Consider the following 15,375-nt stretch of genomic DNA (forward strand, 5'->3'; position numbering starts at 1 on the left):
AAACGCCCGGTTACATTCCGAACCCGGAAGCTAAGCCTTACAGCGCCGATGGTACTGCAGGGGGGACCCTGTGGGAGAGTAGGACACCGCCGAACTCCCTTTAGAGCTCTGGCTCTTGGGCAACTAGCCCAAGAGCCAGAGCTTTTTTGCGTTGAGGTAGGGTCAGGGAGCAAAGTTGGCTCGTTTCCCACCACAGGAGGCCCCCGGGTGGAGGTACAGGAGACGCGTGTCCAGACGGATCGCGTCCTCACCATCCCGAACATCCTCAGCATGGCGCGTCTGGTCGGCGTACCCGTCTTCCTGTGGTTGATCCTCAGGCCCGAGTTCGGCGGGCCCAAGAGTGACGGCTGGGCCCTGTTGGTGCTGCTCTTCAGCGGCGTCAGCGACTACCTGGACGGCAAACTCGCCCGGCGCTGGAACCAGATCAGCAACCTGGGCCGGCTGCTGGACCCCGCCGCGGACCGGCTCTACGTGCTGTCGACCCTCCTCGGACTCACCTGGCGCGGGATCCTGCCGCTCTGGCTGACAGCCGTGCTGCTGCTGCGCGAGCTGGTTCTGCTGGTGATGGTGGGGATCCTTCGCCGGCACGGCTATCCGCCACCCCAGGTGAACTTCCTGGGCAAGGCCGCGACCTTCAATCTGATGTACGCGTTCCCGCTCCTGCTGCTCAGTGACGGAAGCGGCTGGATCTCGTCACTCGCTGCTATTTTCGGATGGGCGTTCGCAGGGTGGGGTACAACGCTCTACTGGTGGGCAGGAGTGCTCTACGTGGTGCAAGTCCGCCGCCTCGTCCGCGCGGATGCCACAGCCGATTGAGCTCGGCGATTGTCCGGACGTGGTGGCCCCTCGATTGCCTTCGATGGCCCGCGGCGGAAAAGTGCGGGACAATCTGGACGGGTGAAGTCGGCTAGACCGTCATCTCTTAGAGGAGGACGCTTCCGACATGAAGGCCGTCGTGATGGCCGGTGGTGAAGGCACACGCCTTCGCCCCATGACCTCCAGCATGCCCAAGCCACTCCTTCCGGTCGTCAACCGGCCGATCATGGAGCATGTGCTACGGCTGCTCAAAAGGCATGGGCTCACCGAGACCGTCGTCACTGTGCAGTTCCTGGCATCGCTGGTCAAGAACTACTTCGGGGACGGCGAGGAGCTCGGTATGGAGCTCACCTATGCCAACGAGGAGAAGCCACTCGGTACCGCCGGAAGCGTCAAGAACGCCGAAGACGCGTTGAAGGACGACGCTTTCCTCGTCATCTCCGGCGATGCGCTGACCGACTTCGACCTCACCGAACTGATCAACTTCCACAAGGCAAAGGGCGCGCTCGTCACCGTCTGCCTGACGCGTGTGCCCAATCCGCTGGAATTCGGCATCACCATCGTCGACGAAGAGGGCAAGGTCGAGCGCTTCCTCGAGAAGCCCACCTGGGGCCAGGTCTTCTCCGACACGGTGAACACGGGCATCTACGTCATGGAGCCCGAGGTATTCGACTACGTCGAGGCCGACGTTCCCGTCGACTGGTCCGGTGATGTCTTCCCGCAGCTGATGAAGGAGGGCAAGCCCATCTACGGCTATGTCGCCGAGGGCTACTGGGAGGACGTCGGTACCCACGAGTCGTACGTGAAGGCGCAGGCCGACGTCCTGGAGGGCAAGGTCGACGTCGACATCGACGGCTTCGAGATATCCCCGGGCGTCTGGGTCGCCGAGGGTGCCGAGGTGCATGCGGACGCCGATCTGCGCGGGCCGCTGTACATCGGCGACTACGCCAAGGTCGAGGCCGGCGCGGAACTCCGGGAACACACCGTCGTCGGATCCAACGTCGTCGTGAAAAGCGGCGCCTTCCTGCACCGGGCCGTCGTCCACGACAACGTGTACGTCGGGCAGCACAGCAATCTGCGGGGCTGTGTCGTCGGAAAGAACACCGACATCATGAGGGCCGCGCGGATCGAGGACGGCGCGGTCATCGGTGACGAGTGCCTGATCGGTGAAGAATCGATCGTTCAGGGCAATGTCCGGGTCTATCCCTTCAAGACCATCGAGGCCGGTGCCTTCGTCAACACGTCGGTGATCTGGGAGTCCCGGGGGCAGGCCCATCTGTTCGGTGCCCGGGGCGTCTCCGGGATCCTGAACGTCGAGATCACCCCGGAACTGGCCGTACGGCTGGCCGGGGCGTACGCGACCACCCTGAAGAAGGGGTCCACCGTCACCACGGCCCGTGACCACTCCCGTGGTGCCCGTGCGCTCAAGCGGGCGGTGATCTCGGCGCTCCAGGCCAGTGCCATCGACGTACGCGACCTGGAGAACGTGCCGTTGCCCGTGGCCCGGCAGCAGACCGGGCGGGGCAGCGCCGGCGGGATCATGATCCGGACCTCGCCCGGGGTGCCGGACTCCGTCGACATCATGTTCTTCGACGGGCAGGGTGCCGACCTCTCCCAGGCCAGCCAGCGCAAGCTGGACCGGATCTTCGCGCGGCAGGAGTACCGGCGCGCGTTCCCCGGCGAGATCGGCGACCTCTACTTCCCCGCCAGCGTCTTCGACTCGTACACCGGGTCGCTGCTGCGGAACGTCGACACGACCGGGGTCGCCGAATCGGGCCTCAAGGTCGTCGTGGACGCCTCCAACGGCAGCGCGGGGCTGGTACTGCCCAGCCTGCTGGGCAAGCTCGGGGTGGACTCGCTGACCGTCAACCCCGGCCTGAACGAGGCGAGGCCCACGGAGACCGCCGACCAGCGGCGGGCCGGGCTGGTACGGCTCGGCGAGATCGTGGCGTCGTCCAGGGCCGCGTTCGGCGTGCGGTTCGACCCGGTGGGTGAACGGCTGTCCCTGGTGGACGAGAAGGGCCGCATCATCGAGGACGACCGTGCGCTGCTCGTGATGCTCGACCTGGTCGCCGCCGAGCGGCGCAGCGGCCGGGTGGCGCTTCCGGTCACCACGACCCGGATCGCCGAGCAGGTGGCGGCCTACCACGGCACCCAGGTCGAGTGGACGACCACCTCGCCCGACGACCTCACGCGCGTGGGACGCGAGGAAGGCACCATCTTCGGCGGTGACGGCAAGGGCGGGTTCATCGTTCCGGAGTTCAGCAGCGTCTACGACGGGACGGCCGCGTTCGTGCGCCTGATCGGTCTGGTGGCGCGGACGCAGCTCACGCTCAGCCAGATCGACGCCCGGATCCCGAAGGCGCACGTCCTCAAGCGGGACCTGGCCACACCGTGGGCTGTCAAGGGCCTGGTCATGCGGCGTGTCGTGGAGGCGGCCGGTGACCGGTTCGTGGACACGACCGACGGGGTGCGGGTCGTCGAGACCGACGGGCGCTGGGTGATGGTGCTGCCCGACCCGGCCGAGGCGGTCACCCATCTGTGGGCCGAGGGGCCCGACGACGCGTCCGCGCAGGCTCTGTTGGACGAGTGGTCGGCGACGGTGGACAGCGCCGGACGGTAAAACCGCTGCACGCGTGCGTGCCGGACAGGTGTCCCCACGGGGGCCGGTCCGGCACGCCGGTGGGGCCGTTCGGAGGTACTGGCCGCAACGTGCGACGATGTGCGGCATGCCGCAGCAACCCCCCGTTCGGAGCAGCGCCGCCCGGCCGTCGCGTCCGGACGCCTCCATGTCGTTGATCACCAACGTCATGGACCACAGCCTCGACGACGGGTACGCCGAGGCGGCCGCCCGGAAGCGGGCCCAGGGGGAGAGCGGCGGCATGCCGAAGACCCTCCGGGCCAGGCTGGGGCTGGCCGGCGGCCTGGTGCTGGCGGCCCTGGTGGTGACCGTGGGAGCGGCGCAGGCGCGTGTGACGGCGCCCGTGGTGGCCAAGGAGCGCCAGGAGCTCATCGACAGGATCGACCGGGAGACGGCGGCCGCGGACAAGCTGGAGACCAGTGTCGACAAGCTCCGGGACGACGTCAGCGCCCGCCAGCGTGCCGCGCTGAAGGAGAGCGGCGGCAGCGGTCAGGCGGACCTGGTGGACGTCCTGTCGGGTGCCACGGCGGTGCACGGCCCCGGTGTGAAGCTGGTGGTGAACGACGCCAAGGAGGCCTCCTCCGGTGGCGACGCCGGCAACCCCCGGGAGACCTCCGGGTTCTCCGACACCGGCCGGGTTCGGGACCATGACATGCAGCGCGTCGTGAACGGGCTGTGGGCCTCGGGCGCCGAGGCGGTCTCGATCAACGGGCAGCGGCTGACCGCCCTGTCCGCGATCAGGGCCGCGGGGGACGCGATACTTGTCGACAACAGGCCGCTGGTGCCGCCGTACACGGTGCTGGCGGTGGGGGACGGGGAGAAGCTCGGCTCCAGGTTCCAGGACAGCCCCGACGGGCTGTATCTGCATGCCCTGGAGGAGAACTTCGACATCCGGGCGACCATCTCCACGGAGAGTGACGTCCGGTTGCCCGCCGCGCCCAGCGTGATCGTACGTACAGCACAGCCGCACACCGAGAAGACGGAGAAGGGCACATCGTGATCGCCGTACTTGGCCTCGTCGTGGGCGTCGTGGCCGGACTGTTGGTCCGGCCTGAGGTTCCGGCGGTCGTCGAGCCGTATCTGCCGATCGCCGTCGTCGCGGCGCTCGACGCCGTCTTCGGTGGTCTGCGGGCCATGCTGGACGGGATCTTCGACGACAAGGTCTTCGTGGTGTCGTTCCTGTCCAACGTGGTGGTGGCCGCGCTGATCGTCTTCCTCGGCGACAAGCTGGGGGTGGGCTCGCAGCTGTCCACGGGGGTCGTGGTGGTCCTCGGTATCCGCATCTTCTCCAACGCCGCGGCGATCCGGCGCCACGTCTTCCGGGCGTGAGTGGCATGGGCGAGCACGAGAAGGAGCCGGAGCACCGGCTGCGCAGAGAACTCCCGGCCGAGGTGCCCCCCGCGGTGCCGGCGGCCGAGTCCGCCGCCGAGCCCGGGCCGGAGGCCAGGCTGACCGGCCGGGAGAGGCTGGTCCAGGGGCTGTGGCCGCCACGCGTGAGCCGGGCCCAACTGATCGTCGCCGTGCTGTTGTTCGGGCTCGGGTTCGGGCTTGCCGTGCAGGTGGCGTCGAACAGCGACAGCGACAGCGCGCTGCGCGGAGCCCGTCAGGAAGATCTTGTCCGCATCCTCGATGAACTGGACGACCGTACTCAGCGTCTTGAGGACGAGAAGACAGGACTCGAGAAGCAGCGCCAGGAGTTGCAGAGCAGCTCCGACCAGGCGGCGGAGGCCCGCAGGCAGACGGCCGAGAAGGAGCGGCAACTCGGTATTCTCGCGGGCACCGTGGCCGCGCAGGGTCCTGGCATCACGATGACGGTCGACGACCCGAAGGGGACGGTGCAGGCGGACATGCTGCTCGACGCGATCCAGGAACTGCGCGCGGCAGGCGCGGAGGCGATCCAGGTCGACGGGGTCCGGGTGATCGCCGGCACCTACCTCACCGACTCCGGGAAGAGTGTGAGCGTCGACGGGAACAAGATCACCCAGCCCTACGTTTTCAAGGTGATCGGCAAGCCGCAGGACCTCGAACCGGCCCTCAACATCCCCGGAGGCGTGGTGCAGACCCTGGAGAAGGAACAGGCGACTGTGAGCGTCGAGCGATCCACCAAGATCGTCGTGGATGCCTTGCGACCGGCGAAGCAGCCTGACTACGCTCGGTCGTCCTCACAGTGAACCGGCGGTGCATGGGGGACGTCCGGCGAGGGCATGAGGATGCGGGGGGTCGGCGCACCGGGGAACCGGAGCGTGGTGGAAACTGTCTGGTGGATACGGACGTTGTGTGGTTGTCCGGGTCGGCCGGTTTATTCAGTCAGGGTTCGTCCTGCCCCACGGGCGGGTCTGTTTCGGTCAAGGGGAATCGCCCGTGAAGTTGTTTGCGAAGTTGTTCGGCAAGAGCGCGCGAGAGGGTAGCGACAACGCGACCGCGCGCCATCGGGCACAGCCCGACGCGGAGGGCCAGCGCCCACTGTTCCGGGACCAGGTGGCTGGTCCGGGGGGTGACATTTCGGGAGGTCAGGGCGCGCCGTCAGTTGACCCGTCCCAGTCCGGCGGCATAGGTTTCGGGCAACCGTCAACCTCAGGTACGGGTGGAGGGTTCACCTCCGGCCCGTACGCGTCCAACGCCCCGGCGGGGCAGCCGCGGCAGGAGGATCCGTCCATGTCGGCCCTGGTTTGTACGAGGTGCGGTAACCGCAACGCGGAGAACGCCCGCTTCTGTTCCAACTGCGGAGCCCCGTTGCGCGCGGGCGCCGTACCCGAGCGTGCGTCGGAGACGACGTCCACGATCTCGATCTCCGGCCTGGAGGCCTACGACGCCGAGGTCACCGGCCAGACCCAGATGCCGTCGCTCTCTCCCGAGGCGCAGGCGGCGGTCGACGCGCTGCCGCTCGGCTCCGCGCTGCTGGTCGTGCGCCGGGGCCCGAACTCGGGCAGCCGGTTCCTGCTGGACAGCGACCTGACCACGGCCGGCCGCCACCCGCAGAGCGACATCTTCCTGGACGACGTGACGGTCTCGCGTCGGCACGTGGAGTTCCGGCGCCAGCCGGACGGCTCGTTCACGGTGGCCGACGTCGGCAGCCTCAACGGCACGTACGTCAACCGCGAGCGCATCGACCAGGTCGCTCTGTCGAACGGTGACGAGGTCCAGATCGGCAAGTACCGGCTGGTCTTCTACGCGAGCCGGCAGGGCATCTGACCCTCCGGAGCTCGCCTGGAGGACCCCAGGGAAGAAGGTCCATGCTGCACACACCGAGCGGCGGTACCGGTCACGGCACCGCCGCCACGGAATCCGGGCTGATGAGCATCGGCACGGTGCTGAACGTGCTGCGCGACGAGTTCCCCGAAGTCACCATCTCCAAGATCCGCTTTCTGGAGGCGGAGGGGCTCATCGAGCCGCGCCGTACCCCTTCCGGGTACCGGAAGTTCAGTGCCGGGGACGTGGAGCGTCTCGGACACGTCCTGCGGATGCAGCGGGACCACTACCTGCCGCTCAAGGTCATCCGGGAGTACCTGGAGGCCATGGAGCGCGGCGAGGTGGTGCGGCCGCCCGTGCTGGGGCGGCAGCGGGACGGTGAGGCCGTGCCGTCGGTTCCCGAGGCGCCCACGGTGGCGCGGATCGGCCGGGACGAGTTGCTCGCGGCCGCCGACATCGACGAGACCCGCCTCGCGGAGTGGGAGTCGTACGGACTGATCGCTCCGCTGGAGGACGGCGTGTACGACGCCGAGACGGTCACCGTGGCCTCGCTCGTGGCCGAGCTGGGCCGGTTCGGGATCGAGCCGCGCCATCTGCGGGCGATGAAGGCCGCCGCCGACCGCGAGGCCGGCCTGGTGGACCAGGTGGTGGCGCCGCTCAAGCGCCACCGCAATCCGCAGACCAGGGCCCATGCGGAGGCCCGTACGAAGGAGCTGGCGGCGCTCACGGTGAAGCTGCACGCCGCGCTGATGCAGACGGCGCTGGGGGTGCGGCTGCCGTGAGCACCACGACTGGACCCGGGCGGAGGCCGGATCGGGCGCGCGTTCCGGGCCCGACTACCCAAACGTCCCGGGCACGGCCTAGGGTTGCTGTGTGAACGAGCTCGATGTCGTAGGTGTCCGGGTGGAAATGCCCTCCAACCAACCGATCGTGCTCCTGCGCGAAGTGGGAGGCGACCGTTACCTCCCCATCTGGATCGGGCCGGGGGAGGCGACGGCGATCGCATTCGCCCAGCAGGGCATGGCGCCCGCCAGGCCGCTGACGCACGACCTGTTCAAGGACGTGCTGGAGGCCGTCGGCCAGGAGCTCACCGAAGTGCGCATCACGGACCTTCGTGAAGGCGTCTTCTACGCGGAGCTGGTCTTCGCCAGCGGAGTCGAGGTGAGCGCCCGGCCGTCCGACGCCATAGCGCTGGCGCTGCGCACCGGGACGCCGATCTACGGCAGTGACACGGTGCTGGACGACGCGGGCATCGCGATCCCGGACGAGCAGGAGGACGAGGTGGAGAAGTTCCGCGAGTTCCTCGACCAGATCTCGCCCGAGGACTTCGGCACCAGCAGTCAGTGAGTGACCGGAACGGCCCGTCATCCACCAGGAGGCCCGTGACGGGCCGGTTCGTGACAGAAGGCCCGTGACGGGCCGTTTCGGAGCTGGTCACGGCGGAAACTCATGGGCAATTGCCAGCGGCTATTGAGAGCGTCCTACGGCTTCCCGCCAGAGCATTCGGCTAGCCTTTCCCCGCGGTGGGGCACGGGAAACCACTCCTAGGGTGATTATCACTCGGCGTGCCGAGTGTGGCGATCGTTGACGCACCCCTGGTGACTGCCTACCGTCGAGAAGGCAGGTCAAGGACGGAGGTCGGCGTGAGAAGCAGCGGCGACGGTATGGCTGGGGGTGCCCCCGGACGCGGTTTCGGGGAGAGCGGTCCGTCCCCGCTTCACAGCAGCATTGCCGGTCACGCCCCGCAGCGGCCGACCGCAGTGCCGAGCGGCGGAGGGGCGGCGTCCATGGCCACCGAGGAGATCGGCTACCGGGGGCCCACGGCCTGCGCGGCGGCCGGCATCACCTACCGGCAGCTCGACTACTGGGCCCGCACCGGCCTGGTCGAGCCCAGTGTGCGGCCCGCCTACGGGTCGGGCACCCAGCGTCTGTACAGCTTCCGGGACGTCGTCGTCCTGAAGATCGTCAAGCGGTTCCTGGACACCGGGGTCTCGCTCCAGAACATCCGCACCGCCGTCCAGCACCTGAGGGAACGCGGTTTCCGCGACCTGGAGCGCATGACCCTGATGAGCGACGGCGCCACGGTCTACGAGTGCACCTCGCCCGACGAGGTGCACGCCCTGCTCCAGGGCGGTCAGGGCATCTTCGGGATCGCGGTCGGCGTGGTGTGGCGGGACGTGGAGAACGCGCTCTCCCAATTGCACGGCGAGCGCGTCGACACCGGCGAGACGCTCGTCGGCCACAACCCCGCGGACGAACTGGCCCGGCGGCGCAACCGGGCGGTCTGAAGGCTTGCTGACAATGCCCCGGCACGGTCTCCCGTGCCGGGGCATTGTCAGTGGTGTGGTGCAGCATCGGAGATGTGAGAAACGCGCCCACGATCCTGCATCTCGACATGGATGCCTTCTTCGCCTCGGTGGAGCAGGCGTCCAAGCCGAGCCTGCGCGGGAAGGCCGTGGTCGTGGGCGGGCTCGGGCCGCGCGGTGTGGTGGCCACCGCGTCGTACGAGGCCCGGGTGTTCGGGGTGCACTCGGCGATGCCGATGGGGCAGGCACGGCGGCTGGCGCCGAACGCCGCGTACCTGGTGCCGCGCTTCGGGCTGTACCGGTCGGTCAGCGAGCAGGTGATGGGGCTGCTGCGGGGGCTCTCGCCGCTGGTGGAGCCGCTCAGTCTGGACGAGGCCTTCGTAGATCTGGAGGCCGGTGAGATGGCCCGGGACGCCGCGTCCGCGCGGCTGGTGGGGGAGAGGCTGCGCGCCGACATACGGGCCGTCACGGGGCTCTCCGGGTCGGTCGGGCTCGCCGCCTCCAAGATGCTCGCGAAGATCGCCTCCGAGCAGGCCAAGCCCGACGGGCTGGTGCTGATCGAGCCGGGCACGGAGCGGGCGATGCTGGGGCCGATGACGGTACGGACCCTGCCGGGGGTGGGGCCTGCGACGGGGGACCATCTGCGGCGGGCCGGGATCACCACGGTCGACGAGATCGCCGAGGCGGGCGAGGACGAGCTGGTACGGCTGCTCGGCAAGGCCCACGGGCACGCGCTGTACGCGATGGCGCTGGCCCACGACGAGCGGCCCGTGGTGGCCGAACGGGAGACGAAGTCGGTGTCGGTCGAGGACACCTACGACGTGGACATCCACGACCGGCTGCGGGTGGGGATGGAGGTGCAGCGGCTGGCCGACCGGTGTGTACGGCGGCTGCGGGGAGCCGGGCTGTCCGGGCGGACCATCGTGCTGAAGGTGCGGCGGTACGACTTCTCGACGCTCACCCGCTCGGAGACGCTCAGGGGGCCGACCGACGATCCGGCGGTGGTGCGGGAGGCGGCCGCGCGGTTGCTGGACTCGGTGGACACGACCGGGGGCGTGCGGTTGCTGGGGGTGGGGGTGTCGGGGCTGGCCGACTACACGCAGGAGGACCTGTTCGCGCAGGCGGCGGCCGACGCGGGGGCGGCGGAGTTCGCGGCGGAGGACGAGGTCGCGGAGCCGGCCACCGAGGAGCAGGCGGTTGCCGAGCGGAGGTGGCCCGCGGGACACGACGTGCGGCACACCGAGTACGGGCACGGGTGGGTGCAGGGGAGTGGCCTGGGACGGGTGACGGTCCGGTTCGAGACGCCGGGGGCGGCGGCGCCGGGGAGAGTGCGGACGTTTCGGGTCGAGGATCCCGAGCTGGAGCCGGCGGAGCCGTTGCCGTTGATGCCCGGGGTTTCGGCGGACGGGGTGCGGGCGTGACCGTGGGTGGGGGCCGGGCGGGGGTGGGGAGGCTTACCGGCGCCTGCCGGGTGCCGCTGCGCCCACCCGTGCCGCCCTGCGGCACGCCTGCCCGCAGCCATGTGGCTACTCCTCCGTGCCCGCCAGCTTGCCGAAGTCGTGGTCGGGGCGGGCCTGGGGCGGGGGAGTCGTGTCCAGGCCGTAGTGGTGGTAGAGCTGGAGCTCCTGTTCCGGGGAGAGGTGTCGGCCCACGCCGAAGTCGGGGGCGTCTTTGATCAGGGCGCGGTCGAAGGGGACCTGAAGGGTGCCCTCGACCAGTTCGCTGGGCTCCAGGGGGACGAAGGCGTCCCTGGAGAACAGGCCGGTGCGTATGGCCGCCCACTCCGGCACGCCCGTCGCGTCGTCGAGGTACACCTCGTCGATCGTGCCGATCTTCGTGCCATTGCGGTCGAACGCCTTGCGGCCGATCAGGTTGCGCGGATCGATGTCGGTCTGCACGGGCCCTCCACTTGGTCGCAACTCATCCGTAAGCACTACAAAAGAGCACATTGAAGGAGGCGGCCACTCGAAGGCTCCGGTGTTGCCCCCGCTGGTAGGCTGGCAGGCGGCTGCTGACCCCGTGCGGGAGAGTCCTCCGGGAAACCGGAGGCGCCGAAGGAGCAAATCCTCCCCGGAATCTCTCAGGCTCACGTACCGCACGGACGAGGTCACTCTGGAAAGCAGGGCGGATGTCGACGGCGTCCGCTCTCACCGACGGTGCAAGCCGGTGGTCCGCAAGGGCGTACCGGCGAAGCTCTCAGGTCCGATGACAGAGGGGGAGGCCGTCGGGGTACCCGTGCCGGGGTACCCCTCGAAGGTCGCGTCAGACCAGGAGGCCTCCGCAATGACCGCCCAGCGCATCCCGCTCTCCGAGCTTGAGCAGGGAATCCCCTTCGAGCAGCGCCATATCGGCCCCGACCACGAGGCCCGGGCCAAGATGCTCGCCCAGGTCGGCTACGGCTCGCTCGACGAGCTGACCGCCGCCGCCGTGCCGGACGTGATCAAGAACGCCGACCGGCTGGAGCTGCCCGGCGCCCGCACCGAGGCCGAGGTGCTGGCCGAGCTGCGGTCCCTGGCCGACCGGAACCAGGTGCTCGGCTCGATGATCGGCCTGGGGTACTACGGCACCTTCACGCCGCCCGTCATCCTGCGCAACGTGATGGAGAACCCCGCCTGGTACACGGCCTACACCCCGTACCAGCCGGAGATCTCCCAGGGCCGCCTGGAAGCGCTGCTGAACTTCCAGACCGTGGTCGCCGACCTCACCGGGCTGCCCACCTCCGGTGCCTCGCTGCTCGACGAGGGCACCGCCGCCGCCGAGGCCATGGCCCTGTCCCTGCGCATGGGCAAGAACAAGAAGGGCGTCTTCGTCGTCGACGCGGACGCGCTGCCGCAGACCGTCGCCGTGATCCAGACCCGGGCCGAGCCGACGGGCGTGGAGGTCGTGGTCGCCGACCTCGCCGAGGGCATTCCGGCGGAGCTCGCCGGGCGGGAGATCAACGGGGTGCTCGTCCAGTACCCCGGCGCCTCCGGTGCCGTACGCGACGTCAGGGCCGTCGTCGAGCAGGCCCACGAACGGGGCGCGCTCGTCACCGTCGCCGCCGACCTGCTCGCGCTGACCCTGCTGACCTCGCCGGGCGAGCTCGGGGCCGACATCGCCGTCGGCACCACCCAGCGCTTCGGCGTCCCGATGGGCTTCGGCGGGCCGCACGCCGGTTACATGGCGGTCCGCGAGAAGTTCGCGCGCAGCCTGCCCGGACGGCTCGTGGGCGTCTCCGTGGACGCCGACGGGAACAAGGCGTACCGGCTGGCGCTGCAGACCCGCGAGCAGCACATCCGGCGGGAGAAGGCCACCAGCAACATCTGCACCGCGCAGGTCCTGCTCGCGGTGATGGCCGGCATGTACGCCGTCTACCACGGGCCCGAGGGACTCAGGGCCATCGCGCAGCGCACGCACCGTTACGCCACGGTCCTCGCCGCCGGGCTCACGGCAGGCGGTGTCGAGATCGTGCACGGCGCCTACTTCGACACCCTCACCGCGCGCGTGCCCGGCAAGGCCGCCGGGATCGTCGCCGCAGCCCGCCAGGGTGGCGTCAACCTGCGGCTCGTCGACGCCGACCACGTGTCCATGGCCTGCGACGAGACCACCACCCGCGCCCAGCTGAGCGCCGTCTGGACGGCCTTCGGCGTCGATGGCGACGTCGAGGCACTGGACGCCGTCACCGAGGACACGCTGCCCGAGGCGCTGCTGCGCACCGACGGCTACCTGACCCACCCCGTCTTCCAGCAGTACCGCTCCGAGACCGCGATGCTCCGCTACCTGCGCAGGCTCGCGGACCGGGACTACGCGCTGGACCGCGGCATGATCCCGCTGGGCTCCTGCACCATGAAGCTCAACGCGACCACCGAGATGGAACCGGTCACCTGGCCCGAGTTCGGCCAGCTGCACCCGTTCGCGCCCGCCGAGCAGGCGCAGGGCTACCTGACCCTCATCCGGGAGCTGGAGGAGTGGCTCGCCGAGGTCACCGGGTACGACAAGGTGTCGCTGCAGCCCAACGCCGGATCGCAGGGCGAGTTCGCCGGCCTGCTCGCCGTACGCGCGTACCACCGCGCCAACGGCGACGCGCAGCGGACCGTGTGCCTGATCCCGTCGTCCGCGCACGGGACCAACGCGGCCAGTGCCGTGATGGCGGGCATGAAGGTCGTCGTCGTGAAGACCGCCGAGGACGGCGAGATCGACGTCCCCGACCTGCGGGCGAAGATCGAGCAGCACCGTGACGAGCTCGCCGTGCTGATGATCACCTACCCGTCCACGCACGGGGTGTTCGAGGAGCACGTCGCCGACATCTGCGCGCAGGTGCACGAGGCCGGCGGCCAGGTGTATGTCGACGGGGCCAACCTCAACGCCCTGGTCGGGGTCGCCAAGCCGGGCCACTTCGGCGGCGACGTCTCCCACCTCAACCTGCACAAGACCTTCTGCATCCCGCACGGCGGCGGCGGTCCCGGTGTCGGTCCGGTGGCCGTACGGGCCCACCTGGCGCCGTACCTGCCGAACCACCCGCTGCAGCCCGCCGCCGGTCCTGAGACGGGTGTCGGGCCGGTCTCGGCCGCGCCGTGGGGCTCGGCGGGGATCCTGCCGATCTCGTGGGCGTACGTCCGGCTCATGGGCGGCGAGGGGCTGAAGCGGGCCACGCAGGTGGCCGTGCTCAGCGCCAACTACGTCGCCAAGCGGCTGGAGCCGCACTTCCCGGTGCTCTACACCGGGCCCGGCGGCCTTGTCGCGCACGAGTGCATCATCGACCTGCGGCCGCTGACCAAGGCGACCGGGGTGAGCGTCGACGACGTCGCCAAGCGGCTCATCGACTACGGCTTCCACGCGCCGACGATGTCCTTCCCGGTGGCCGGCACGCTCATGATCGAGCCGACCGAGTCCGAGGACCTCGGCGAGCTGGACCGGTTCTGCGAGGCGATGATCGCCATCCGCGCGGAGATCGACAAGGTCGGGGCGGGGGAGTGGTCCACCGACGACAACCCGCTGCGTGAGGCCCCGCACACCGCCGCCGCGCTCGGCGGGGAGTGGAAGCACGGCTACAGCCGTGAAGAGGCCGTCTTCCCGGCCGGGGTGTCCGCCGCCGACAAGTACTGGCCGCCGGTGCGCCGGATCGACCAGGCCTTCGGCGACCGGAACCTGGTCTGCTCGTGCCCGCCGCTGGACGCGTACGAGGACTGACGCACCGGGTGCGGCAGTACGGCAGAGGCCCCGCTTCGGCGGGGCCTCCCGCTTTTACGCCGGGTAGGCGTGCGTCTGGGTGGCCTTCACCGTCGCCCAGACCGTGGCGCCGGGGTGCAGGTCCAGTTCGGCCGCCGCGACCGTGGTGAGATCGGCGGCGAGGGCGAGTTCGCCGGTCAGGTCGGCGCGGATCTGGTCGCCGTGGGTCTCCAGTCCTGCGACCTCGCAGCGCCAGAGGTTGCGGGCGCTGGCGCCGGTCGGGCGGTCCCGGAAGAGGGTGACGGCGCTCGGCGGGAACGCGACGAAGACGTCGCCGGCGAGGACTTCGGTGGTGGTGACGGCGGTGGTGTTCGAGGGGCCCGCCTCCAGCTTGACGGTGTGGCCCTCGGCCCGGCCCCGGTAGAGGTTGAGGCCGACCAGGTGGGCGATGTAGTCGGTGCGAGGGTGGCGGGCGATGTCGGCGGGGGTGCCCTCCTGGACGATGCGGCCGTCCTCGATGACGATCAGGCGGTCGGCCAGCACCATGGCGTCCAGCGGGTCGTGCGTGACGAGTACCGCGACCGCCTCGAACTCGGCCAGGTGGCGGCGGAGTTGGGACCGTACCTCCAGGCGGGTGCGGGCGTCGAGGGCGGCGAGGGGCTCGTCGAGGAGGAGGAGCCGGGGGCGGGTGGCCAGGGCGCGGGCCAGCGCGACGCGCTGGGCCTGGCCGCCGGAGAGGCGGCGGGGTTTGACGCCGGCGTGCTCGGTGAGGCCCATGCGGTCCAGCCAGGCGGCGGCCTGGGCGCGGGCCGCGGCCTTTGACGCGCCCTGGCAGCGGGGGCCGAAGGCGACGTTGTCGAGGGCCGTGAGGTGGGGGAAGAGGAGGTAGTCCTGGAAGACGACGCCCACCGGGCGGGACTCGGGGGGTGTGCGGTCCAACTCCGTGCCGTCGAGGCGGAGGTGGCCGGTGGTGAGGGGGGTGAGGCCGGCCAGGGCACGGAGGGCGGTGGTCTTGCCGGCGCCGTTGGGGCCGAGGAGGGCGACGACCTCGCCGGGGGCGGCGGTGAGGGTGATGTCCAGGTGGAAGGCGGGGCGGGTGACGACGAGGTGGGCGTGGAGGCCGGTGGGGTTCGGGTGTGGGTGCGGGTGCGGGTGCGGGTCCGTGGGGGGTGCGACCCGGCCTTCGGCCGGGATTGGGTTCCCACCCGCACCACCCGTGCGGGCATCAGTGTCGGGTGCGGGTGGCCCCTGCGGGGGCTGAGCGCCGTCGGCGGC

At 70.2% G+C, this 15,375-nt stretch carries 12 protein-coding genes, 1 rRNA gene, 1 pseudogene and 1 riboswitch; of the genes and pseudogenes, 12 read left to right on the top strand and 2 right to left on the bottom strand.

The genetic code is table 11. The features are described 5' to 3' along the window. The 11 genes and pseudogenes from rrf to ACIQVL_RS38040 form a co-directional block, all read left to right on the top strand. A 5S ribosomal RNA gene (gene rrf, locus ACIQVL_RS37990) occupies positions 1 to 95 on the top strand; the annotation flags it as partial. Positions 96 to 207: 112 nt separating this feature from the next. Further along, entirely contained in the window at positions 208 to 816 is a 609-nt protein-coding gene (locus tag ACIQVL_RS37995; protein WP_403477639.1) for a CDP-alcohol phosphatidyltransferase family protein, read from the top strand. A gap of 127 nt (positions 817 to 943) precedes the next feature. Next, the gene (locus ACIQVL_RS38000; protein WP_403442715.1) at positions 944 to 3,439 is read left to right on the top strand and encodes a sugar phosphate nucleotidyltransferase; all 2,496 of its coding nucleotides are present in this window, start codon (positions 944 to 946) and stop codon (positions 3,437 to 3,439) included. A 106-nt stretch (positions 3,440 to 3,545) separates the two neighbouring features. Next, on the top strand, positions 3,546 to 4,457 hold the full coding sequence (locus tag ACIQVL_RS38005; RefSeq protein ID WP_403477640.1) for a DUF881 domain-containing protein: 912 nt from the start codon (positions 3,546 to 3,548) through the stop codon (positions 4,455 to 4,457). After that, positions 4,454 to 4,786, top strand: coding sequence for a small basic family protein (locus ACIQVL_RS38010; protein WP_046727248.1), 333 nt, complete (start codon positions 4,454 to 4,456; stop codon positions 4,784 to 4,786). Before ACIQVL_RS38005 ends, ACIQVL_RS38010 begins: the two co-directional genes overlap by 4 nt. A gap of 5 nt (positions 4,787 to 4,791) precedes the next feature. Continuing rightward, positions 4,792 to 5,628, top strand: coding sequence for a DUF881 domain-containing protein (locus ACIQVL_RS38015; RefSeq protein ID WP_403442721.1), 837 nt, complete (start codon positions 4,792 to 4,794; stop codon positions 5,626 to 5,628). A 190-nt stretch (positions 5,629 to 5,818) separates the two neighbouring features. Continuing rightward, positions 5,819 to 6,649 (top strand): FHA domain-containing protein, encoded by an 831-nt coding sequence (locus ACIQVL_RS38020; RefSeq protein ID WP_403442724.1) that lies wholly within the window; start codon positions 5,819 to 5,821, stop codon positions 6,647 to 6,649. 41 nt (positions 6,650 to 6,690) lie between these two features. Further along, positions 6,691 to 7,428 (top strand): MerR family transcriptional regulator, encoded by a 738-nt coding sequence (locus tag ACIQVL_RS38025; protein WP_403442726.1) that lies wholly within the window; start codon positions 6,691 to 6,693, stop codon positions 7,426 to 7,428. Between the two features lie 91 nt (positions 7,429 to 7,519). Beyond that, positions 7,520 to 7,993, top strand: coding sequence for a bifunctional nuclease family protein (locus ACIQVL_RS38030; RefSeq protein ID WP_026253112.1), 474 nt, complete (start codon positions 7,520 to 7,522; stop codon positions 7,991 to 7,993). Between the two features lie 296 nt (positions 7,994 to 8,289). Further along, positions 8,290 to 8,934: a MerR family transcriptional regulator gene (locus ACIQVL_RS38035; protein WP_351961192.1), complete on the top strand. Its 645-nt coding sequence runs from the start codon at positions 8,290 to 8,292 to the stop codon at positions 8,932 to 8,934. Positions 8,935 to 9,008: 74 nt separating this feature from the next. Next, positions 9,009 to 10,557 (top strand): annotated as a pseudogene (locus ACIQVL_RS38040) (DNA polymerase IV). On the opposite strand, the gene ACIQVL_RS38045 reads toward ACIQVL_RS38040, so the two are convergent. Continuing rightward, a complete protein-coding gene (locus tag ACIQVL_RS38045; protein ID WP_403442729.1) occupies positions 10,479 to 10,850 on the bottom strand; it encodes a PRC-barrel domain-containing protein in 372 nt (123 codons plus the stop codon). The pseudogene ACIQVL_RS38040 and the gene ACIQVL_RS38045 sit on opposite strands and share 79 nt — an antisense overlap. Before the next feature lie 114 nt (positions 10,851 to 10,964). After that, a riboswitch (glycine riboswitch) is annotated at positions 10,965 to 11,058 on the top strand. 177 nt (positions 11,059 to 11,235) lie between these two features. Between ACIQVL_RS38045 and gcvP the strand changes: the two genes are divergently transcribed. Further along, the gene (gene gcvP / locus ACIQVL_RS38050) at positions 11,236 to 14,121 is read left to right on the top strand and encodes an aminomethyl-transferring glycine dehydrogenase (RefSeq protein WP_403477641.1); all 2,886 of its coding nucleotides are present in this window, start codon (positions 11,236 to 11,238) and stop codon (positions 14,119 to 14,121) included. A gap of 54 nt (positions 14,122 to 14,175) precedes the next feature. Here gcvP and ACIQVL_RS38055 read toward each other — a convergent pair whose 3' ends face one another. Beyond that, on the bottom strand, positions 14,176 to 15,294 hold the full coding sequence (locus ACIQVL_RS38055) for an ABC transporter ATP-binding protein (RefSeq protein ID WP_403477727.1): 1,119 nt from the start codon (positions 15,292 to 15,294) through the stop codon (positions 14,176 to 14,178). Positions 15,295 to 15,375 lie beyond the last annotated feature (81 nt).

This window comes from Streptomyces sp. NPDC090499, from assembly GCF_044769305.1.
Classification (GTDB): domain Bacteria; phylum Actinomycetota; class Actinomycetes; order Streptomycetales; family Streptomycetaceae; genus Streptomyces.

Coding starts and splice junctions, on each gene's coding strand:
- ACIQVL_RS38000 (WP_403442715.1), top strand. CDS start 944: ATGAAGGCCGTCGTGATGGCCGGTGGTGAAGGCACACGCCTTCGCCCC.
- ACIQVL_RS38005 (WP_403477640.1), top strand. CDS start 3,546: ATGCCGCAGCAACCCCCCGTTCGGAGCAGCGCCGCCCGGCCGTCGCGT.
- ACIQVL_RS38015 (WP_403442721.1), top strand. CDS start 4,792: ATGGGCGAGCACGAGAAGGAGCCGGAGCACCGGCTGCGCAGAGAACTC.
- ACIQVL_RS38025 (WP_403442726.1), top strand. CDS start 6,691: ATGCTGCACACACCGAGCGGCGGTACCGGTCACGGCACCGCCGCCACG.
- gcvP (WP_403477641.1), top strand. CDS start 11,236: ATGACCGCCCAGCGCATCCCGCTCTCCGAGCTTGAGCAGGGAATCCCC.